Annotated in this window: 23 protein-coding genes and 1 tRNA gene; 15 read left to right on the plus strand and 9 right to left on the minus strand. The window is 68.2% G+C overall.

Annotated features, from left to right (window positions below; genetic code table 11):
• Positions 1-57 precede the first annotated feature (57 nt).
• Positions 58-669: an isochorismatase family protein gene (locus tag GAA2_RS09095; RefSeq protein WP_191834902.1), complete on the minus strand. Its 612-nt coding sequence runs from the start codon at positions 667-669 to the stop codon at positions 58-60.
• A gap of 35 nt (positions 670-704) precedes the next feature.
• Positions 705-2,012, minus strand: a complete 1,308-nt coding sequence (locus tag GAA2_RS09100; RefSeq protein ID WP_191834903.1) for a nicotinate phosphoribosyltransferase — start codon at positions 2,010-2,012, stop codon at positions 705-707.
• Positions 2,013-2,033: 21 nt separating this feature from the next.
• On the opposite strand from GAA2_RS09100, the gene clpS reads away from it, so the two are divergent.
• The 11 genes from clpS to rdgB all read left to right on the plus strand — a co-directional run bounded on the left by clpS (position 2,034) and on the right by rdgB (position 9,846).
• Positions 2,034-2,357 carry an ATP-dependent Clp protease adapter ClpS gene (clpS, locus tag GAA2_RS09105; RefSeq protein ID WP_006437886.1) on the plus strand — a complete coding sequence of 108 codons (324 nt, stop codon included), beginning with the start codon at positions 2,034-2,036 and terminating at the stop codon, positions 2,355-2,357.
• 89 nt (positions 2,358-2,446) lie between these two features.
• Positions 2,447-3,022 carry a DUF2017 domain-containing protein gene (locus GAA2_RS09110; RefSeq protein ID WP_159406200.1) on the plus strand — a complete coding sequence of 192 codons (576 nt, stop codon included), beginning with the start codon at positions 2,447-2,449 and terminating at the stop codon, positions 3,020-3,022.
• Positions 3,023-3,111: 89 nt separating this feature from the next.
• Positions 3,112-4,221 carry a P1 family peptidase gene (locus GAA2_RS09115; protein ID WP_159406201.1) on the plus strand — a complete coding sequence of 370 codons (1,110 nt, stop codon included), beginning with the start codon at positions 3,112-3,114 and terminating at the stop codon, positions 4,219-4,221.
• 163 nt (positions 4,222-4,384) lie between these two features.
• On the plus strand, positions 4,385-4,792 hold the full coding sequence (locus GAA2_RS09120) for a Mov34/MPN/PAD-1 family protein (protein WP_159406202.1): 408 nt from the start codon (positions 4,385-4,387) through the stop codon (positions 4,790-4,792).
• A gap of 2 nt (positions 4,793-4,794) precedes the next feature.
• Positions 4,795-5,070, plus strand: a complete 276-nt coding sequence (locus tag GAA2_RS09125; RefSeq protein WP_159406203.1) for a MoaD/ThiS family protein — start codon at positions 4,795-4,797, stop codon at positions 5,068-5,070.
• A gap of 2 nt (positions 5,071-5,072) precedes the next feature.
• Positions 5,073-6,044, plus strand: a complete 972-nt coding sequence (locus tag GAA2_RS09130) for a PLP-dependent cysteine synthase family protein (protein ID WP_159406204.1) — start codon at positions 5,073-5,075, stop codon at positions 6,042-6,044.
• Positions 6,045-6,096: 52 nt separating this feature from the next.
• Positions 6,097-6,729 carry a rhomboid family intramembrane serine protease gene (locus tag GAA2_RS09135; RefSeq protein ID WP_159406205.1) on the plus strand — a complete coding sequence of 211 codons (633 nt, stop codon included), beginning with the start codon at positions 6,097-6,099 and terminating at the stop codon, positions 6,727-6,729.
• Positions 6,726-7,556: a glutamate racemase gene (gene murI, locus GAA2_RS09140; RefSeq protein WP_191834996.1), complete on the plus strand. Its 831-nt coding sequence runs from the start codon at positions 6,726-6,728 to the stop codon at positions 7,554-7,556. The genes GAA2_RS09135 and murI overlap by 4 nt, the downstream gene beginning before the upstream one ends.
• 80 nt (positions 7,557-7,636) lie before the next feature.
• Positions 7,637-8,401: a cyclic nucleotide-degrading phosphodiesterase gene (locus GAA2_RS09145; RefSeq protein ID WP_159406206.1), complete on the plus strand. Its 765-nt coding sequence runs from the start codon at positions 7,637-7,639 to the stop codon at positions 8,399-8,401.
• Positions 8,402-8,473: 72 nt separating this feature from the next.
• The gene (gene rph / locus GAA2_RS09150) at positions 8,474-9,229 is read left to right on the plus strand and encodes a ribonuclease PH (protein WP_006437895.1); all 756 of its coding nucleotides are present in this window, start codon (positions 8,474-8,476) and stop codon (positions 9,227-9,229) included.
• A complete protein-coding gene (rdgB, locus tag GAA2_RS09155; protein WP_191834904.1) occupies positions 9,229-9,846 on the plus strand; it encodes an RdgB/HAM1 family non-canonical purine NTP pyrophosphatase in 618 nt (205 codons plus the stop codon). Before rph ends, rdgB begins: the two co-directional genes overlap by 1 nt.
• Before the next feature lie 143 nt (positions 9,847-9,989).
• Here rdgB and GAA2_RS09160 read toward each other — a convergent pair whose 3' ends face one another.
• Positions 9,990-10,340, minus strand: coding sequence for a DUF3817 domain-containing protein (locus GAA2_RS09160; protein ID WP_191834905.1), 351 nt, complete (start codon positions 10,338-10,340; stop codon positions 9,990-9,992).
• The gene (locus tag GAA2_RS09165) at positions 10,337-10,765 is read right to left on the minus strand and encodes a transcriptional regulator (protein WP_191834906.1); all 429 of its coding nucleotides are present in this window, start codon (positions 10,763-10,765) and stop codon (positions 10,337-10,339) included. Before GAA2_RS09165 ends, GAA2_RS09160 begins: the two co-directional genes overlap by 4 nt.
• Positions 10,766-10,862: 97 nt before the next feature.
• Here GAA2_RS09165 and GAA2_RS09170 point away from each other — a divergent pair.
• Positions 10,863-10,944, plus strand: a tRNA-Leu gene (locus GAA2_RS09170).
• 42 nt (positions 10,945-10,986) lie between these two features.
• On the opposite strand, the gene GAA2_RS09175 is transcribed toward GAA2_RS09170, so the two are convergent.
• Positions 10,987-11,517, minus strand: coding sequence for a hypothetical protein (locus tag GAA2_RS09175; RefSeq protein WP_191834907.1), 531 nt, complete (start codon positions 11,515-11,517; stop codon positions 10,987-10,989).
• Positions 11,518-11,865: 348 nt separating this feature from the next.
• Here GAA2_RS09175 and GAA2_RS09180 point away from each other — a divergent pair, with 348 nt between their 5' ends.
• Positions 11,866-13,488 carry a methyltransferase gene (locus GAA2_RS09180; RefSeq protein ID WP_191834908.1) on the plus strand — a complete coding sequence of 541 codons (1,623 nt, stop codon included), beginning with the start codon at positions 11,866-11,868 and terminating at the stop codon, positions 13,486-13,488.
• On the opposite strand, the gene GAA2_RS09185 is transcribed toward GAA2_RS09180, so the two are convergent.
• The 4 genes from GAA2_RS09185 to GAA2_RS09200 form a co-directional block, all read right to left on the minus strand.
• Complete coding sequence (locus GAA2_RS09185) at positions 13,466-14,335, minus strand: DUF1206 domain-containing protein (RefSeq protein WP_024498174.1); 870 nt, start codon at positions 14,333-14,335, stop codon at positions 13,466-13,468. The two genes, GAA2_RS09180 and GAA2_RS09185, sit on opposite strands and share 23 nt — an antisense overlap.
• Positions 14,336-14,394: 59 nt before the next feature.
• Positions 14,395-15,585 carry a trans-sulfuration enzyme family protein gene (locus GAA2_RS09190; RefSeq protein WP_024498175.1) on the minus strand — a complete coding sequence of 397 codons (1,191 nt, stop codon included), beginning with the start codon at positions 15,583-15,585 and terminating at the stop codon, positions 14,395-14,397.
• Entirely contained in the window at positions 15,582-16,808 is a 1,227-nt protein-coding gene (gene opgC / locus GAA2_RS09195; RefSeq protein WP_024498176.1) for an OpgC domain-containing protein, read from the minus strand. Before opgC ends, GAA2_RS09190 begins: the two co-directional genes overlap by 4 nt.
• Positions 16,809-16,914: 106 nt before the next feature.
• On the minus strand, positions 16,915-18,702 hold the full coding sequence (locus tag GAA2_RS09200) for an AMP-dependent synthetase/ligase (RefSeq protein ID WP_024498177.1): 1,788 nt from the start codon (positions 18,700-18,702) through the stop codon (positions 16,915-16,917).
• Positions 18,703-18,935: 233 nt separating this feature from the next.
• On the opposite strand from GAA2_RS09200, the gene GAA2_RS09205 reads away from it, so the two are divergent.
• Positions 18,936-20,705, plus strand: a complete 1,770-nt coding sequence (locus tag GAA2_RS09205; RefSeq protein ID WP_191834909.1) for a DEAD/DEAH box helicase — start codon at positions 18,936-18,938, stop codon at positions 20,703-20,705.
• A 249-nt stretch (positions 20,706-20,954) separates the two neighbouring features.
• Entirely contained in the window at positions 20,955-21,245 is a 291-nt protein-coding gene (locus GAA2_RS09210) for a rhodanese-like domain-containing protein (RefSeq protein WP_006437908.1), read from the plus strand.
• Positions 21,246-21,274 lie beyond the last annotated feature (29 nt).

The following is a 21,274-nucleotide window of genomic DNA, read 5'->3' on the forward strand; positions in this document are numbered from 1 at the left end:
GCGAGATGGGGTGTGTGAGTTTCAGACGGATCCGCGGGCTCTACGGTTCCCTCGGGACTAACCCGTGCCGCACGAGCCGTCGTAGAGCAGGTCGCCCACCAGCTCGACCCCCGCCTCGCGCATGCTCTTCAGCGCGTCGGAGGTGGTCGCCGCCCCGACGCCCGCGGTGAAGTTGAGCAGCACCCGCGTCGTGAAGCCGGCGGCTACCGCATCGAGTGCCGTCGCGCGGACACAGTGATCGGTGGTCAGTCCCGCGATGTCGATGCTGGAGATCTTGTGGTCGCGCAGCCACTGTTCGAGGCTCGTGCCGTCGTCCGTAACACCCTCGAAGCCGGAGTACGCAGCGGCGTACTCACCTTTCGAGAAGGTCTCTTGCGCTGCGGTGGAATCGAATTCGGGGTGGAAGGCAACGCCGTCGGTGCCGACCACGCAATGCGGCGGCCAGGTGTCGACGTAGTCGGGGTCGTCGGAGAAGTGATCACCGGGATCGATGTGGTGATCGCGTGTCGCGACGACCGTCCGGTACTCGTCGAGGATCTTGGTGATCGCCCGGGCCACCGCCGCACCACCGTTGACCGCGAGGGAACCGCCCTCACAGAAGTCGTTCTGGACGTCGACGACGACCAACGCGTCGGCCGGTTTGGTGCCGTCGCTGCGTTCGCTGTTCATCTGCTACCCCCTGGCGGATCGAATCGTGTTGCTCGTCAGCCGAGCTGGTATCGGGTCGGCACCGCCGGGTCCCCGTGCGAGAGGCCGAGGCCCTCCCACGGCAGGCTCACCAGCCCTGCGGCGAGATGGGCGCGCGCGTCGGTCAGCGAAGGCAGCGATGCCACCGGCTCCCCGCCGCGAACCAGCGGAATCTGCAGGTCCCGCAGGTGGAGACCGCCCTCGGCGTCGGGGCGTGGTCCCTCGGCACGGTAGACGATCTCTTCCACGATCGTCCCACTGGCACGTGCGGCCCGCACCGCCGCCTTCGCCCCGCCACGCGACTCCTTGTGGCTCGACCGCTTCGCGACGGCAAGCCCGTCGACCTCGACGAGCTTGTACACCATGCCCGCGGTCGGTGCGCCGCTGCCGGTGACCAGCGAGGTCCCGACGCCGTAGGTGTCGACCGGTTCGGCGCGCAGCGAGGCTATCGCGTACTCGTCGAGGTCGCCGGACACCACTATCTGGGTGTCGGTGGCGCCGAGGTCGTCGAGTTGCGTGCGTACCTGCCGGGCGAGCACGCCGAGATCTCCGGAGTCGATGCGAACCGCACCGAGGCCGGGGCCGGCGACCTCGATCGCGTTGCGCACGCCCTGGGTGATGTCGTAGGTGTCGACCAGCAAGGTGGTGCCGACGCCGAGCGCATCGATCTGTGCGGTGAACGCGGCCTTCTCGTCGGGACCGTCCGGTCCGGAGAAGCCGAGGGTGAACGCATGCGCGGCGGTTCCCGCGCTGGGGACGCCGAAACGACGGTTCGCCTCGAGATTCGACGTCGCGGCGACGCCGGCCAGGTATGCGGCACGGGCGCTCGCGACCGCGGCGCGCTCGTGGGTGCGTCGGGAACCCATCTCGATGATCGGCCGGGACCCGGCGGCGCTGACCATCCGCGCGGCGGCCGAGGCGATCGCGCTGTCGTGGTTGAGGATCGACAGGATCAGCGTCTCGAGCAGTACGGCCTCGGCGAAGGGCGCACGGACGGTGAGGATCGGAGAGCCGGGGAAGTAGAGCTCGCCCTCGCGGTAGCCGTCGATGTCCCCGGAGAACCGGTAGTCGCGCAGCCACGCGACGGTCTCGGTGTCGAGGAACTTCTCCACGACGGCGATCTCCTCGTCGCCGAAACGGAACTCGGCGAGCTCGGCGAGGACGCGTCCGGTGCCTGCGACGACGCCGTACCGGCGGCCGTCGGGGAGTCGTCGGGCGAACACCTCGAACACGCACGACCGGTGTGCGACCGGGTGGCGGAGAGCCGCTGCGACCATGGTCAGTTCGTACTGATCGGTCAGCAGCGCGGTGTTGTCGATGCTCACTGTCGCGTTACCCTTGTCTCCATGGCGCCTGACGAAACTCGTGCGCACGAGGCTACCCCCGGCGGTACCGCGGTTGCCGAACCCGCGGTGGCGGACGGCGCGGCGGATCTCGACAAACCCTGGATGACCGTCGTGTGGGACGATCCCGTCAATCTGATGCGGTATGTGACGTTCGTCTTCCAGAAGATCTTCGGCTACTCGGAGTCACGTGCCAATCAGCTGATGATGCAGGTGCACACCGAGGGCAAGGCCGTGGTCTCCAGCGGCGACCGCGACAAGGTCGAGGGTGACGTGCGCAAACTGCACGCGGCCGGCCTGTGGGCCACCATGCAGCGCGATTCATGACCGGGTTCGCATTTCTGCCGCCCGAGCGCGGACCGGGATCGACGGTGCCGACGGGGTCGACGATGTCGACGGTGGGGAGACACTGAGGCGTGCGCACCTGGAAACGCAAGGGCCGCGGCGAGTCGATCCGGATCACCTCCCAGCTCGACGCGCACGAGGCCGAGCTGCTCGCGTCGCTGGTCTCCTCGATGTGCGAGCTGCTGACCGAACGCGCCGACACCGCACCGCGCGATGCGCTGTCGGATGTCACCGGTATCCGGGTCGGCCATGCCGACACACCCGACGACGCCACGCTCGGGCGTCTCCTGCCGGACTTCCATCGCCCCGATCAGGACCGGGAACTCTCCGCCGAGGTGGTGAACGGTCGCCTCAACTCGGCGCTGCGCAGCGTCAACGAGCCGAAGATCATCGACGCCAAACTCGCTGCGGCGCAGGTCCTTCTCGACACCCTGCCCGACGGCGGCGGCGACCTCGCACTCACCGTCGAGCAGGCGACCGCCTGGTTGACCGCCCTCAACGACGTCCGCCTCGCCCTCGGGGCGATGCTCGGGATCTCCGAGGACACCCCCGACCGGTTGCCGGCCGATCATCCGCACGCCGCGCATCTCGACGTCTATCACTGGCTGACGGTGATGCAGGATCTGCTCGTCGAAGCGGTGATGTGACCTACGATCCACGGTGACACCGCTCCATTCGGGAGCTTTGTCCGAGTTCTTCGTGGTGCGGGTCGGGACAGATGAGAGCAGAGGTGTACGTGACCACCATCGGACGACCCACCCGCCCGGGCGATCGCATCACCGACGTCGCCGGGATCACCGTCGGGCACCGTCATCGTGTCGACGCCGATGCGCAGGTCTCCGGCACCGCCGACGCACCCGACGGCCACGGCTGGGCGACCGGGACGACGGTCGTGCGGATCTCGGGACCCGCTGCGATCGCCGCCGTCGACGTGCGGGGCGGTGGTCCGGGCACCCGCGAGACCGACCTCCTCGATCCGTCGAACACCGTGCAGACCGCGCACGCCATCGTGCTCAGCGGCGGCAGCGCCTACGGTCTCGCAACCGCCGACGGCGCGATGCGCGCCCTCGAGGCCGAGGGGGTCGGCCTGCCGATGGACACCCGAGGACATGTGGTGCCCATCGTGCCCGCGGCGGTCATCTTCGATCTCCCGGTCGGCGCGTGGGATCACCGGCCCGACGCCGACTTCGGCGCCGAGGCGGTCCGCGCCGCCGGTACCGATTTCGCGGTCGGCAGTGTGGGGGCCGGCGCCGGTGCTCGTGCCGGCGCGCTGAAAGGTGGTGTGGGCAGCGCATCGGTGACGATCCCGACGGGTCCGGCCGCAGGTGTCACCGTCGGCGCGCTGATGGTCGCCAACCCGGTCGGTGCCGTCATCGACCCGCAGAGCGGCCTGCCGTGGGATCTCGGTGAGGACGACCTCGAACGCCTGGGCCTGAGGCGTCCGGAGGCCGGTGACATCGCACGGCTGGCCGAACTCGCGGAGAAACACACCGTGCTCAACACGACGATCGGAGTCGTCGCCACCGATGCCGCACTCGATGCCGCGATGACCCGGCGGATCGCCATGGCCGGCCACGACGGTCTCGGCCGCGCCATCCGCCCGGCCCACTCACCGCTCGACGGCGACACCATCTTCGCCGTCTCCACCGGTGCGGTGCGGCCGGAGTCGATCGACCCGGCGTTCGCCTCACCGCCCGGCATGCATCCGGACGCGGCGGTCATCGCGGAGATCTGCCGATGCGCGGCCGACGTCGTTCAGCGAGCCATCGTCGACGCCGTACTCGCCGCCGAGTCGGTGGCGTCCATCCCCACCTACGCGCAGGCTGCGCCGTCGGCGTTCGTCTGAACGGCCCGCCCCGGACTCACCGACGGTGACACCGGTCATAGGTGAATGCGGAATAGGCGTTCGCGCGGCGGCGTTCCCTCTCGGGACAAGTGCGACGACCTGTCGCCGACCCTCCGTGCCCTGCCCACCGGGGCCCGCGTCTGCGAAGGAGAACGGGACACCGATGCTCAAGATCGATCAGGAACTCGTCGACGCGATGGTCGCGCATGCGCGCGCCGATCATCCGGACGAGGCGTGCGGGGTGATCGCGGGGCCGGAGGGTTCCGAGGCCCCGCAGCGATTCATCCCGATGATCAACGCGGAACGGTCGCCCACGTTCTACCGGTTCGATTCCGCCGAGCAGCTGTCCGTGTGGCGCGAGATGGACCGTCGCGACGAGGAACCGGTGGTGATCTACCACTCGCACACCGCGACCGAGGCCTACCCGAGCCGCACCGACATCTCCTACGCCGGCGAGCCCGGCGCGCACTATGTGCTGGTGTCCACCCGGGACCCGGAGACCGTCGAGATCCGTAGCTATCGCATCGTCGACGGCACGGTCACCGAAGAAGAGATCGAGATCAGGAGCTGAATATGCCCGTCACCGTGTCCATCCCGACGATCCTGCGGACCCACACCAACGGCGCCAAGCGCGTCGAGGGTTCCGGGACGACGCTCGCCGCGCTGATCGACGATCTGGAGTCGGGCAACCCCGGGCTGAAGGAGCGCCTCGTCGCAGATGGCAAGCTCCACCGGTTCGTGAACATCTACGTCAACGACGAGGACGTCCGGTTCTCCGGTGGCCTCGACACCTCCATCGACGACGGTGACGAGGTGACCATCCTGCCCGCGGTCGCCGGCGGCTGCTGAGCGTGACACGCTACGACTCACTCATCGACTCGGTCGGCAACACCCCGCTGATCGGTCTCCCGCGGCTGTCCCCGCGCTGGGACGACTCGGCCGACGGGCCCCACGTGCGACTCTGGGCCAAACTCGAGGACCGCAACCCGACCGGCTCCATCAAGGACCGCCCGGCGCTGCGCATGATCGAGCAGGCCGAACGCGACGGGCTGCTGCACGAGGGTTCGACGATCCTCGAACCCACCAGTGGCAACACCGGGATCTCGCTGGCGATGGCCGCGAAACTCAAGGGCTATCAACTGATCTGCGTGATGCCCGAGAACACCTCCGAGGAGCGTCGGTCGCTCTTGCGCATGTTCGGCGCGAAGGTGATCTCCTCGCCGGCCCCGGGCGGATCGAACACCGCGGTGGCCGTGGCGAAGAAGCTGGCATCGGAGAACCCCGACTGGGTGATGCTGTACCAGTACGGCAACGTCGCGAACATCGCCGCCCACTACGAGGGGACCGGCCCGGAGCTCTTCGCCGACCTGCCGGAGATCACCCACTTCGTCGCCGGTCTGGGCACCACCGGGACGCTGATGGGCGTCGGACGTTTTCTGCGTGAACGCAATCCGGAGATCGAGATCGTCGCGGCCGAACCCCGCTACGGCGACGAGGTGTACGGCCTGCGCAACATCGACGAGGGATTCATCCCGGAGCTCTACGACGAATCAGTGCTGACGCGCCGGTTCTCGGTCACCGGAGTCGACGCGGTCGCCCGGGTGCGTGAACTGATCGACCTCGAGGGAATCTTCGCGGGCATCTCCACCGGCGCGATCCTGCAGGCCGCGCGCGGTATCGGCCGCCGGGCCATGAAGGAGGGGTCGCGCGCCGACATCGGCTTCGTGGTGCCCGACGCGGGGTGGAAGTATCTGTCGACCGGGGTCTACGAAGGTAGCCTGGACGACGCGGAGCAGGCACTCGAAGGTCAGCTCTGGGCGTGACCGGCCCCCGGGACGCCATCCACAAGAGTCGAGACCCGAAGAGATAATGGCCATGACGTCGTACACCTCGCCGGTTGGGCAGGAGCCGCAGCGGCGCTCCCGCCCGCTCTGGTTGCGTTCGTTGATCACCACCGTGTGCATCATCGCGGCGCTGTTCGTCATCGAGCTGATCGACGCGGCCACCCGGTACGACCTCGACTCCAACGGAATCGAGCCCCGCCAGGTCGACGGGCTCGACGGCATCCTCTGGGCGCCGATGCTGCACGCCGACTGGGAGCACCTGTTCGCCAACCTCATGCCCGGGGCGGTGCTCTGTTTCCTGGTGCTGATGACCCAGCGGTTCCTCGTCGTCACCGGCATCATCTGGGTGATCTCCGGTCTGGGAGTGTGGCTCTTCGCCGCGCCCTACTCGATCACCGTGGGCGCGTCGGGCATCATCTTCGGCTGGCTCACCTTCCTCATCGTGCGCGGACTGTTCAACCGGGACCTGTGGCAGATCCTCGGCGGCGTGGTGCTTTTCCTGATCTACGGCTCGATCCTCTGGGGCGTGCTGCCGACGAATCCGCTCGTCTCGTGGCAGGCGCATCTGTTCGGCGCGATCGCCGGCGTGCTCGCCGCCTGGTTCCTCGCCGCGCGTGACCGCAAGAAGCGGCAACGCACCGTGACCCCGGGGGTGGCGTCATAGCCGCACAACCCACGGCGCCCGTCTGGGCCGCCGATCCCGAGGCACCCATCGGGATCTTCGACTCCGGCGTGGGCGGTCTGACCGTCGCCCGCGCCATCATGGACCTGCTGCCCGACGAGGACATCGTCTACATCGGCGACACTGCGAACGGCCCGTACGGGCCGCTGACGATCCCCGAGATCCGCAAGCACGCCCTCGCGATCGGCGACGATCTGGCCGAGCGGGGTGTCAAGGCGATCGTCATCGCCTGCAACACCGCATCGGCCGCATGCCTACGCGACGCGCGTGAGCGATACGCGCCGATCCCGGTGATCGAGGTCGTGCTCCCCGCGGTGCGTCGTGCGGTGGTCGCCACCAAGAACGGCCGGATCGGTGTGCTCGGCACCGAGGCGACGATCGCCTCACGCGCATACGAGGATTCGTTCGCCGCCGCCCGTGACGCGGTGATCACCGCCGTACCCTGCCCGCGCTTCGTCGACTTCGTCGAACGCGGGATCACCAGCGGGCGGCAGATCCTGGGTCTGGCGCAGGGCTACCTCGAACCCCTCCAGCAGGCCGGCGTCGACACGGTCGTGCTGGGCTGCACCCACTATCCGCTGCTGACCGGGGTCCTGCAGCTCGCGATGGGCGACGAGGTGACGCTGGTGTCCAGCGCCGAGGAGACGGCCAAGGACCTCTTCCGCGTCCTCACCGAGAACGACCTGCTGCATCCGCACACCGGCCGGGAGGCGTCGCGCGTCTTCCAGGCGACCGGCGACCCGGAGATGTTCGCGAAATTGTCGCGACGGTTCCTCGGGCCCGTCGTCGGTGCCGTGCAGCACCTTTAGCCGACTCGGGCAATCTTCGCGGCTCACTTGTGACCCGGTAACCCGACAGCAGAAGGCGCGGGCATGGCACAGTAGGGCGTATGCGTCTCACGGTCCTCGGATGTTCGGGCAGTGTGGGCGGTCCGGGGGCGGCGTGCTCGGGCTACCTGCTCTCCGTCCCCGGCGAGCAGCCGGTGCTGCTGGACTGCGGACCGGGGGTGTTCGGCGAGCTGCAGCGGGTCACCGATCCGAACAGCGTTGCGGTGGTGCTCAGCCACCTGCACGCCGACCATTGTCTGGACCTGCCGGCCATGCTCGTCTGGCGACGCTATGCACCGTCGCCGGCGAAGGAACGTGCGCCTCTCTACGGCCCGCCGGGCACCGCGCTGCGGATCGGTTACGGCTCGTCGGAGTATCCCGGCCAGGTCGACGACATCACCGACACCTTCGACGTCCAGGAGTGGCGCGACGGTCTCGAGGTGACCCTCGGCGGCATGCGTATCAAGGCGATGAACGTCAACCACCCCCCGTCCACTTTCGGGCTGCGCATCACCGGGCCGGAGGGCCAGGTCATCGCCTACAGCGGTGACACCGCTCCCTGCGACGAACTCATCGACCTCGCCGCCGACGCCGACCTGTTCCTGTGCGAGGCGTCGTGGACGCACTCGCCATCGGAACGTCCACCGGATCTCCATCTGTCGGGGATCGAGGCGGGGGAGGCCGCGACGAAGGCGAATGTGCGGTCGCTGGCGATCACTCACGTGGCGCCGTGGACGGATTCGGCGGAGATCCTCGCCGAGGCGCGCCGTACGTTCTCCGGGCCGGTCGATCTGGTCCGGCAGGGACAGGTCATCGACCTGCTCTAGGGCGCCCAGCGTCAGTGGGTCACAGTCGAGTGGGTCATGAGGCGTCCGACCGTGGTCGTTACAGTTGGACCCGTGACCACACGAGCTGACGGCCGAGCCGACGACGAACTGCGTCCCATCTCCTTCACCCGCGGCTTCACCAGCCATCCCGCGGGATCGGTGCTGGTGGAGTTCGGGCAGACCCGCGTGATGTGCACCGCGAGCGTGACCGAGGGCGTGCCGCCGTGGCGCCGCGGATCGGGCCTCGGCTGGCTGACCGCCGAGTACTCGATGCTCCCGGCGGCCACGCACGAGCGGAACAAGCGCGAATCGGTCAAGGGCTCGATCGGCGGCCGCACCCACGAGATCAGCCGACTCGTCGGGCGGTCCCTGCGGGCCTGCATCGATCTCGCCGCCCTGGGGGAGAACACCATCGCCCTCGACTGCGACGTCCTGCAGGCCGACGGCGGCACCCGCACCGCCGCGATCACCGGTGCCTACGTGGCCCTCGCCGACGCCGTCACCTATCTCCGTGCAGCCGGCAAACTGTCTGACCCCCAACCGCTTTCGTGTGCCATCGCCGCGGTGAGTGTGGGTGTCGTCGACGGCCGTGTCCGTCTGGACCTGCCCTACGAAGAGGACTCCCGGGCCGAGGTCGACATGAACGTCGTCGCCACCGACGCCGGTACCCTCGTCGAGGTACAGGGCACCGGAGAGGGAGCGACCTTCGCACGGTCGACACTCGATGCGCTCCTCGACGTCGCCGCGGTCGGGACACAGAAGCTCTTCGAGGCTCAGCGTGCGGTGCTCGCCGAGCCGTACCCGGGTCAGCTTCCGGGCAACGCCTGATGTCGAAGGTCCTGCTCGCGAGCCGTAACCGCAAGAAGCTCGCCGAGCTGCAGCGCGTCGTCGACGCCGCGGGGATCACCGGATTGCAGATCCTCGGTCTCGACGATGTGCCCGAGTACCCCGAGGAACCCGAGGACGGTGCGACCTTCGAGGAGAACGCGCTGATCAAAGCGCGCTCGGGTGTGCGTGCCACCGGATTGCCCTGTCTCGCGGACGATTCCGGGATCTCGGTGGACGCACTGAACGGTATGCCCGGAGTGCTGTCGGCGCGCTGGTCGGGCAGGCACGGCGACGACCATGCCAACAATGCCCTGCTACTGGCCCAGCTGTCGGACACCCCGGACGAACGACGCGGTGCGGCGTTCGTGTCGGCATGCGCGCTGGTGCTGCCGGACGGGACCGAGACGGTCGTGCGCGGGGAGTGGCGCGGGCGGGTGCTGCGGGCCGAGCGCGGACCGAACGGTTTCGGCTACGACCCGCTGTTCGCGCCCGATGACGAGCCGGCCGCGGGCCGGTCGTCGGCCGAACTCACCCCGGAGGAGAAGGACTCGCTGAGTCACCGTGGCAAGGCGCTGGCACAGCTGGTCCCGGCCCTGCGGGCGCTCGCGAACTCCTGAGCTGGGCCGGTACCCTCGCCGCCACCGCTCCCTGAGGCGCTCGCCGCCACTGCTCCCTGAGGCGCTCGCCGCCACTGCTCCCTGAGGCGCTCGCCGTCCCCGCTCCCTGAGGCGCGAGGAGCGTAGCGACGAGCCTCGAAGGGTCAGAGGTTGAACTGCGCCTTCACTTCCCGGGTGCGCTTGTGCTCGAACCAGAACGACAGGAACGGAATGGTGCCGGCGATCGCGGTGATGATCGTCTTGCCCGCGGGCCAACGCACCTTGATCGCCAGGTCGATCGCCATGATCAGGTAGACGAAGTAGACCCACCCGTGGACGATCGGCACGAAGTCGAGCGCCTTGTTGTCGAAGCCGTACGCCAGGATCAGTTCGGCGACGAGCAGAAGCAGCCAGACGCCGGTGATCCAGGCCAGGACGCGGTACCTCAACAGGGCCCCACGGACCTTCTCCACCGGGGCGGTGCGGGCAGAAGCGGTGGATGCGGTCTCGGTCACTGCGGGCCTTTCGATGACGGGGCGTCGGTGGTGTCGGCCGATCTGAGCTCGGCCAGGTAGCGGTTGTATTCGATGAGTGCTGCGTCCTTGACCGGATCGTGGTCGGTCGCGAGAGACGATGCGCTCGGCGTGGTCGGGCGCTCGGGGAGGATGCCCTCGGGGATCTCGGCCGCGGCACGCGCGTCCGCCGCGGCCTTACGTGCTTCCTCCGGGTCCCTTTCGAGGACGACGAATCGTCGGTAGGCGTAGATCACGGCGATCGCGAAGGCGGGCCACTGCAATGCGTAACCGAGGTTCTGGCCGCTGCCGGATGACGACTCGAAGCGCGACCACTGCCACCAGGCGAGGATCAGACACGCCGCCGCGGCGACCACGGTCAGCACCACGAGAGCCGGCCGGTGCGTGCGACGGGGGGACGAGGACATACCTTTCAAGGTACCTGGCCTGCGATGATCAGAACGCGGCCGGTAGGGTGGTCGCGGTTACAGTGCAGAGCCCGGTTCTACGCCGGGAACGCACCGAGCGCGAGTGGCGGAATTGGCAGACGCGCTGGATTTAGGTTCCAGTGTCTACGGACGTGGGGGTTCAAGTCCCCCCTCGCGCACCGGATTTCGTAGAAGATGTGCGCCGATGGCGCGCATTGCTGCTACGAGACGTTCAGGAGTTCGACGGCGTCGTCGTCGGCGAAGACGATGTCGTGGTCGTCGGTCGAGATCGCCCAGCGCCGCAGCCGGGCGGTGTGATCCTCGTCAATGCGCGCCTCGACGGTCTGGTCGCCGGGAGCGAGGTCGGCGAAGTCGTCGACGATCTCACCCTCGCGCGTCGTGCCGTCCTCCAGCGTCACGCGCACCCGCGACGACACGTGCACACCCTCCAGATCCGCGGCGTCGGCGAGGTCGTCCGCGCCGGACTCCTCGGACTGCTCGGTGGTCGCTTCGTCAACCGGAGCGTCGAGCGGGGTGTCCTCGGCCGTGGCCTCCTCGACCGGGGCCTCCTCGACCGGGGCCTCCTCGACCGGGGCGGCGTCGTCGGTGCTGCTGTCTTCGGCGAGGAGCACCTCCGGGGCGATCTCCACCGTTGCGTCCTCGTCATCGGTCGGCAGATCGGCGTCGACGACATCCTTCTCCGTGTCCACCGCGTCGCTCGCGCGATCGCCGCTGCTCTCCGGTGCGCTCATCGCGTTGCCGTCCTTCCGGTCAGGGAATGTGCTCTCCGGGTGGCCGAACGCACCGAAATGGCACGTTTGACCAGGCCGTAGGGGTGATCATACTGAATACAGGCGTTGTCATCCCGAATGGGACCGAATCGTTGCCGCTCCGGAATTCTTGCCTCTGCCGGATCGGTGCCGGGCCCGGCTCTTCTCGGAGCAGACCCCCAAGCCGTGACAGGTCGACGTCGGCTCGACCTGCAGACCTCGATCGAAGTCTGCACGTCGAGCCGAGATCCACCGGTCCCGGACGGTGGATCCAGGCGTGGGGTCCGGCTGCTGACGACGAGGGTCTCCACGATCGTCGATTGTCGGACGATGAGTAGCCTCGACGAGGTGACAGCGCGACATCCCTCCCCTCATCCGCTCGTCGACGACACGGTCGTCCACCCGCTCACCGACGACACGGTCGTCGACGCCCTGGGTGCCGACCTCCGCGCTGCGGGCTACACGACCGACGGCGTGACCGAACTCCTCGGTGAGGATGTCCACGCCGCACTGCTGCGCGGGGTGTGGTGGCCCGCGGTGGCCGCGACCGCGGCGGAACAGCGCGACGGCGGTGCCGGTGAGTCGCGCCTCGCGACCGTCATCCGGCTCTTCCTGCTCGGTTCGGACGAAGCGGAAGACGTCGTCGCCCAAGCGTTCCCGTCCGCCGGCGTCGACGCACTCGTCGCCCAGGGCGTCCTCACCCGGCTCGACGGCGGAGCGATACGCGCGAGCCTCGACATCCGCCCGCACGCCGACGAGACCCACGACTTCCTCGTCGTAGCGGATCAGGACGCCGCCATGCGGCCCGGTCCCGTGGCCCGCGACCACGTGCTCGGCATCGGTGGGGCCTCGATGTCCCTGGCGCGCGCGATCATTCGCGAACCGGCGCGACGGGCCCTCGACATCGGCACCGGGTGCGGCATCCAGGCGCTGCACCTGAACTCGCACTGCGAGGAGATCGTCGCCACCGACACCAACGAACGGGCGCTGGCACTGGCGCGGGCGACCGCCCGCCTCAACGGGATGTCGTGGGATCTGCGCGCCGGCAGCATGTTCCAACCCGTGGCCGGGGAGCGCTTCGACCTCATCGTCTCCAACCCGCCGTTCGTCGTCGGGACCGGCAGTCAGGACTACATCTACCGGGACTCCGGCGTCGTCGGAGATGCGCTGTGCGAGCAGCTCATCCGCGAGCTGCCGGCGCACCTCAACCCGGGCGGCACCGCCCAGATCCTGGCCAACTGGATCATCCGCGACGGTGCGGACTGGCGTGACCGGGTCCGCGGATGGCTCGACGGAACCGGCCTCGATGCCTGGGTCGTCCAGCGGGAGGCTGCCGATCCGATCAGCTACGTGTCCCTGTGGCTCTCCGACGCCGGGGAGGACGAACAGGCCGCGGCCCGCCGCGGGGAGCAGTGGCTCGAGTGGTTCGACGACAACGACATCGTGGCCATCGGCATGGGTTCCATCACCGTCCGCGCACCGGAGGCGGGGGAGGACCGGGAACCCGACGTCGTGATCGAGGAGATCACCGGTGCCGGTGAAGAGGTCACCGGCCCGGAGGCACAGGCGTTCCTGGCCCGCAGGCGATACCTGCGCGAGACCTCCGACGCGGAACTTCTGGACAAGCGACTCTCGGTCGCGCCGGTGATGCTCGAGGAACACTCGCTGCCCGGCGAGGACGGGTGGCAACAGGTCGGGGCCGCCGTCCGCCGCCCCGGCGGTCCCGCCGCGGTTCTCGGCGTCGACGAGGTGTCACGCGCACTGCTCGCCGGATGTCGCGGGCAGGTTCCGCTCCACGCCCTGATCGAGCTGCTCGCCGGCTTCCACGGTGTCGACGCCGATGCGTTGGCCACCGCGGCACTGCCGGTGGTCCGCGAGGCGATCGGACGCGGGATTCTCTACGAGGCCGACGGAGAGCTGCCGGGGTCGGTCACATCCGTGCGTAACGGGTGAGCCAGTAGCAGTACACGCCGTAGGCGGCGATACCGATCGCAGCGAGGATCATCAGCACCTGTCCGGCGGGCAGCCCGGCCAGTGATTTGACCGTCCCGTCGATCCCGCTCGCCTTCGACGGGTCGGCGGTCGCCACCGCGACGATCACCAGGATGCCGGTACCGATCAGCACGAGCCCCTTGCCGCAGTATCCGACCACCCCGGCGATGGTCGCGGCCCGGTCGCCGGACGCCCCGGCCCGGGATGTCGTGACGTCATCGGAGGTCGAGCGACCGATGGGGGGTTTGAGGTCATCGAGGAACGAGCGGCTCGCGCCCTTGTACACGTGGTAGACGCCGACGCCGATGATGATCAGGCCGGCCACCACCACCACGAACTTCCCACCGCCGGATTCCATCAGGCGTGCGGTGAGTCCGGCGTTCTGCTTTCCGCTCGACTGGCCGTTACCCAGAGCGAATCGCACGGCCGTCCAGGCGAATCCGACGTAGACGACGGCCAGCGACAGTGCTTTCCCGCGGTCCAGCCAGTCCTGGGCACCGTCGTTCTCCTTGCCGGGCTCCGTCGGGTGCGGCCCGAGGATCGCCTCCGCGATGCGCCACAGGGCGAGGCCGGCGAAAGCCGCGGCGGCCACCCACAGCGCGAGCCGGCCCCCGGGGTTGCCGGCGAAGATCCCCAGCGCCCCGGACTGGTCGGCCGTCCCGGTGTCACCGAATGCGAGTCGCACGATGATGTAGGCGATGAGCAGGTGGAGGAGCCCGCTGAGGGCGTGGCCGGCACGCGCCACATGCTCGAACCACGGGCTCTCGGTGGCGCGATCGACCGCGCCGATGACCGGGTTGCCTGACATCGCCGCCGCCTTTCGCCGGGGGGTGAACGAGAGGCCGGCGCCTCGAACGATACGCGCGCTCAGCCGGCGCTCGGGAAGGTTGCGTCGAGAGCCTGGGCGAGGTCGGCGATCAGATCGTCGGCGTCTTCCAGGCCGACGGAGAATCTCAGGTGCCCCCATTGCCGAAACGGCTCGGGATAGACGGCGACGCGAGGGCCTTCGGGTCCGACGTGGACGATGAGCGACTCGTCGTGGCCGAGCGACACCGCCGACGTGATCACCTTCAGGGCTCCGACGAAACGGTTCTGGGTCGCCGAGTCCCCGCGGACGGCGAAGGCCATCATCGCGCCGAACCCGCGTCCGCCGAACTGGCGTGCCGCCAGCTCGTGTTCGGGATGGGAGGTGAGACCGGGATAGCGCACGAAGGCGATGCGCGGATCGGCGTCGAGGAAGGCGGCGACGCGTTCGGCGTTGCGCTGATGTTGGGCCAGTCGCAGCGGCAGGGTGATGGCACCACGGGCGATCAGCCACGCGTTGAACGGAGAGATCACGCCGCCGACGTCGACCATCGCCTGCTCTCTGATCCGGCCGATCAGTTCGGACCGACCGAGCACCGCGCCGCCCATCGCGTCACCGTGACCGTTGATGTACTTGGTCAGCGAATGCACGACGAGGTCGGCGCCGTCGGCGAGCGGCCGGTACAGGGGAGGTGGGGTGAAGGTCGAGTCGACGAGCAGCAGGGCGTCGGCGGAGTGCGCGATGTCGGCGAGCGCCGCGATGTCCCCGACCTTCGTCGTCGGATTCGCGATCGTCTCGACCGCCACCAGCCGCGTGGTGGGACGCAGTGCCGCCCGGACGTTGTCGGGATCGGTGATGTCGACGAAGGTCGCCTCGATCCCGTACTTGTCCGGCAACAGCTCCGCCCACAGCTTCCACGTCGCCTCGTAGGTCGTGTCCGAGACGACGACGTGGTCGCCGGTCGAGAGAAAGGTGAAGAACACCGCGTGCAGCGCCGCGACGCCGGACGCCAGGACCACCGCGTCGTCGGCCTCCTCGAGTGCGGCGAGCTTCTCCTGAAGCGCGACCTGGTTCGCGCCGGTGTTGCGCGTGTAGAACAGCTGCTCGGTACCCGACCAGCTCATCTGTTCCGGTTCGGGCGGCAGGTGATACGAGTTCGCCATCGTGATGGGCGTGCGGACCGACGGACCCGACGAGTCGTTCCCGGAATGCACGCTGCGTGTCATGTCACCGGGGATGGTCTCGCTGGTCATGCATGTGCTCCTGTCGGTTGCGGCTGATCGTCGGCCGGCACTCCGGGTTCGAGATAGGTCTCGACACCAGGGGCGTCGTCGGTGACGGGACCCGGCTCGGCTGCGTCACGGTGTGGCAGGACGCCACGCACGACTCGTCCGGGGACCTTGTGCAGTTTGTCGATGTGGGTGAAGTACCGGAACTCGGCCCACGCCCAGCAGATGCCGAAGACCAGTAGCGCGACGGCCTGCATCGTGATCGTGTCCCACGGGCGGTGAGCGATGTGAATGGGTACGACGACCAGCGCGATCGCCTGGATGACGTACGAGTCGAGGCTCCGGGTCCCGGTCATCACCAGCGGACGCAGCCAGTCGTGATGCCACCACCGGAGCAGCAGCCGGAAGACTCCGTAGATGGCCGGGATCGCCAGATAGGCGCCGATGGCACGCGCGGGCCGGAAGTCCAGCTTGTCGGCGATGGTGGGCTCGAGGTGCGCCCATGGCCCGACGTCGACTCCGTAGTGGAAGAACAGCGCGACCGTCACCGCGACCGCGACGATGACGACGAGCCAGCGGTCGATGAACTCCGGGACACGCCAGCGGGACCAGTTCCAGCCGATCACCACCGACGGGATGAACATGATCTGCCATCCCGCCACGTTCTGGATGTGGGGGGCCGCCTGGTAGGCGCTGACGTAGAACCAGTCCGGGGACCAGACGAGCGAGAGTACGTACAACGCCAGGGAAACGGCGACGGTCCACGCCCACCAGCCACGCTGGAGGAGAGGGAACAGGGCGAACGCCGAGACCATCAGCACCATGTAGAGGAGCAGGATGTTCCCGCCGCTCGGCAGGTACTGCATCGTCACCGAGAGCCAGATGCCGTCGATCCAGCCGTCGACCGGGAGCAGGAGCGTCAGCCAGCGGTGCCCCGCGAGTGCTGCCGCGACGGCGACCAGCGCGATGACCAGCTGACACACATAGAGGACCGCGATCCGTTTGGCCAGCCGGACGTAGGCGTACCGCAACCCGTGGCGCGTCGCCCAGCGCTGGTACACGAGGCCCAGCACGATGCCCGAGAGCATGACGAATGCCGACATGCCGTCGACGTAGGGAAACGCGTGCGTGGGAGACGCCAGCGGGGCGTCGGTGGCGAAGTGTGCGGTGACCATGCTCCAGATCGCCACCCCGCGGGTGGCGTCGATGGCGAGATCTCGGTTCCCAGACCCTCGTTCTTGAGACATTGATCTGAAGATAGAACTCACCGCGGCCCGGAGTCATCCCGGGCCGCGGTGAGTCGTGACGGAAATCGCTGACGAGTGGACGCCTGCGTGTATCCGACGCGGGCGCCTACGTGTAGAGGTCGGCGATCGCCTGCTTGTGCGCGTCGTGGATGACGTTGCGCTTGAGCTTCAGCGTCGGCGTCAGCTCACCGGTCTCGATCGAGAAGTCGGTGTCGAGGATGGTGAACTTCTTGATCGCCTCGGCGTTGGAGACCTTGCTGTTGGCGTCCTTCACCGCGGCGTCGATCTCGGCCTTCAGGTCCGGATTCTCGATCAGCTCCGACAGCGGGGTGTCGGCGGGCAGATGGTGACGCTCCAGCCAGCCCGGCACGGCCTCCGGGTCGATGGTGATCAGTGCGGCGATGAACGGCTTGTTGTCGCCGACCACCAGGCACTGGCTGATCATCGGATGGGCGCGGATCGAGTCCTCGAGCTGAGCAGGGGAGACGTTCTTGCCGCCCGCGGTGACGATCAGCTCCTTCTTGCGGCCGGTGATGAAGAGGTAGCCGTCGTCGAGGGTGCCGATGTCACCGGTGTGGAACCAGCCGTCGCGGATCGCGTCGGCGCTCGCGGCCTCGTTGCGCCAGTAGCCGCCGAAGACGACCGGCCCCTTGAGGAGGATCTCGCCGTCGTCGGCGATGGCGACCGTCACACCGGGAACCGGGCGGCCCACCGAGCCGACCTTCTGGTGTTCCTCGTTGTTCGCGGTGACCGCGGCCGTGGTCTCCGACAGGCCGTAGCCCTCGTAGACCGGGATGCCGACGCCGCGGAAGAAGTGGCCGAGGCGGGCGCCGAGCGGTGCACCACCGGAGATCGCACCCTCACACTGGCCGCCGAGAGCTGCACGGAGCTTGCCGTAGACGAGCTTGTCGAACAAGGCGTGGCGGAGCTTCAGGCCGAGGCCGACCTTGCCGTCCTCGGTGGCCTTGCTGTACTCGATGGCGGTGTCGGTTGCCTTCTCGAAGATGGAGCCCTTGCCGCCGTCGTAGGCCTTCTGCTTGGCCGAGTTGTAGACCTTCTCGAACACGCGCGGCACCGACAGCACGTAGTGCGGCTTGAAGACCGCGAAATCGTTGACGAGATTGGCGATGTCGTTGGTGTGGCCCAGGATGACCCCGTTCTCCACGCTGGCCACCGCGATGACGCGTGCGAAGACGTGGGCGAGCGGGAGGAACAGCAGAGTGGTCTTGCCCTCCGCCAGACCGGCGCCGACGGCGTCGCGGGTGGCGGCGCACTCGGCCATGAAGTTGGCGTGGGTGAGCAGGACACCCTTCGGACGACCGGTGGTGCCCGAGGTGTAGATGAGGGTCGCGGCATCGGACGACAGCGAATTCGCGTAGCGGCGGTCGAGTTCGTCGTCGGCCGTCTTCGCGCCGCGCTTGGTGATCGTCGGCAGCGCGTGCTCGTCGATGACCAGGGTTTCCTTGAGTGTCGGCGTCTCGTCGATCACCCGGATGTGCTTGGTGTAATGGCCTTGGTCCTCGACGAAGAGGAGCTTGGCTCCGGAGTCCTCGAGGATCCATTGCACCTGATCGGGGGCCGAGGTCTCGTAGATGGCGACGGTGCACGCGCCCGCGCGCCAGATGGCGTAGTCGAGAACGGTCCACTCGTACCGCGTCGACGACAGGATCGCCACGCGGTCGCCGGGCTCGATGCCCGACGCGACGAGTCCCTTGGCGACCGCGTCGACCTCGTCGGCGAAGTGCTTCGCGGTGACGTTGATCCACTGATTGTGGGAGCGCTTGCGGAAGAGAGGCATCGTGGGCCGCTCGGTCCGATAACGAAGGATCGAGTCGACGAGGTTCGCCTTCTCGTCGATCGTGAGATCAGACGGGGTGGCGTACTGCTGCTGCATGGCACTCCTGTGACGGCAACTATATCTGGACATTTCCGGCGTCAGTTCCGCGGTGACCGGGCACTACGCCGTTTGAGTGGCACTGACAGTACCAGTATCGGTGTGATGCATCACACGTGCCGCCAATAGTGCCTTACTCGCTGTTCAGCTGCGCTATGTGACGCGATCGTGGCACGATGCCGACATTCCGGGGTGGTGCGATTACAGTTGAGTCCGATGAATGAGACCCGCGCATGAGCACTTCCGAACAAGGCGAGCACAGCGCGCCGGCTGACACCTCCGCACAAGACGCCCCTGGTGGTTCGTTCGACGATCTCGGCATCGAGCCGCGAGTCCGCGCCGCGATCACCGACGTCGGCTACGAGACCCCCTCGCCGATCCAGGCGGCGACGATCCCGCCGCTGATGGACGGCCGCGACGTCGTCGGCCTGGCGCAGACCGGCACCGGCAAGACCGCCGCCTTCGCGATCCCGATCCTCTCGCGGCTCGACACCTCCGCCCGCACGCCCCAGGCACTGATCCTCGCGCCCACGCGTGAACTGGCTCTGCAGGTGTCCGAGGCCTTCGGTCGCTACTCCGCGCACATGCCCGAGGTGAAGGTCCTGCCGATCTACGGCGGACAGTCCTACGGTGTGCAGCTCGCGGGCCTGCGGCGCGGCGCGCAGGTGATCGTCGGCACGCCCGGTCGTGTCATCGACCACCTCGACAAGAAGACCCTCGACATCTCCGGACTCGAGTTCCTCGTGCTCGACGAGGCCGACGAGATGCTCACGATGGGCTTCGCCGAGGACGTCGAGCGCATCCTCGCCGAGACTCCGGACACCAAGCAGGTCGCGCTGTTCTCCGCGACCATGCCCAGCTCGATCCGCCGGCTCGCCCAGCGCTACCTGAAGTCGCCGCAGGAGATCACCGTCAAGTCCAAGACGGCGACCGCGCAGAACATCACGCAGCGCTATCTGCAGGTGTCCCACCAGCGCAAACTCGACGCGCTGACCCGATTCCTCGAGGTCGAGGAATTCGATGCGATGATCGTGTTCGTCCGCACCAAGCAGGCGACCGAGGAGCTCGCGGAGAAGCTCCGTTCGCGCGGACTGTCCGCGGTCGCGATCAACGGCGACCTCGCTCAGGCGCAGCGCGAGCGGACCATCAACCAGCTCAAGAACGGCTCGATCGACATCCTCGTGGCCACCGACGTGGCCGCTCGCGGTCTCGACGTCGACCGGATCTCCCACGTCGTGAACTACGACATCCCGCACGACACCGAGTCGTATGTGCACCGGATCGGACGCACCGGCCGCGCCGGACGTTCGGGCAACGCGCTGCTCTTCGTCTCGCCGCGTGAGCGCCACCTGCTGCGTGCGATCGAACGGGCGACGCGTCAGGAACTGACCGAGATCGGCCTGCCCAGCGTCGACGACGTGAACGCGCAGCGTGTCGCGAAGTTCGGCGAGTCGATCACCCAGAACCTGTCCTCGGACAACCTGGACCTGTTCCGCGGTCTCATCGAGAACTACGCCCGCGACAACGACGTGGCGATGGCCGACATCGCTGCCGCGCTGGCCCTCGAGACACGCGACGGCGGGTTCCTCCTGTCGCCCGATCCGCCGGAGTCGGAGAAGCGGGCGAACCGTGAACGGGAGCGCACCCCGCGCCGGCCCGGTGCGAGCTTCGCCACCTACCGCATCGCGGTCGGCCGCAAGCACAAGGTGTCCCCGGGTGCGATCGTCGGCGCGATCGCGAACGAGGGCGGCCTGACCCGCGCGGACTTCGGCAACATCAGCATCCGCGACGACTTCAGTCTCGTCGAGCTGCCCGACGACCTCGACAACGAGACCCTGTCGTCGCTCCGCCACACCAAGATCGGTAAGAACCCGATCGACATCCGGAAGGACCTCGGCTCCCCGCGCACCCGCGGCGGCAAGCGCGGCGGACCGCAGGGTGGGCGTGACAACTGGGGCAAGCGGCCGTCTCCGCGGGTCGCGGGTCGCAGTCGCCGGTCCTGATACCGCACTGAGCCGAGCGGGGGTTTTCGCTCGGCGTGCCGCAATGGCAGTGACGGAACTTGTCAAACCGAGATCATTCCGTAACCTTGAAGCGGGGGTCTTCAAGGTGTCCATCCCGATCGGCGGATACGCCGGTGGATGTGACAGACGATTACGAGTGAGCACAGGATTGGTGAGTCACCAGTGTCAGTGGTGAGTGCAATTTCAGCAGCCGAAGCAATTGACCACAGCCGCGCAGGGAACGCGGTCATGGTGGATGCCCGCCCGCAGGTGGTGCGCCACCAGGGCAGTCTTCCCGGTGCCTTCGTGGTCGAACCCAGCGAGCTTCCCGACCTCCTGAGTCCCACCCCGACCGGAACCTTCCCGGTCATCCGGGACGCCGGTGAGGCGCGACGCAAAAAGATCGCGCGCGACACGGAGATCGCCGTGGTGTCGGTGAGTTCGGAGGCGCCGCGCATCGCCGAGCAGATCGCCGACCTGGGGTACACCAACGTCCGCTACGTCGACGGCGGGTACCGCGCGCTCCGCTCGACCACCTGAGAGGTTCCACCACCGTTCCTCTGACCAGC

Source organism: Gordonia ajococcus, from assembly GCF_012974285.1.
GTDB lineage: Bacteria > Actinomycetota > Actinomycetes > Mycobacteriales > Mycobacteriaceae > Gordonia > Gordonia amicalis.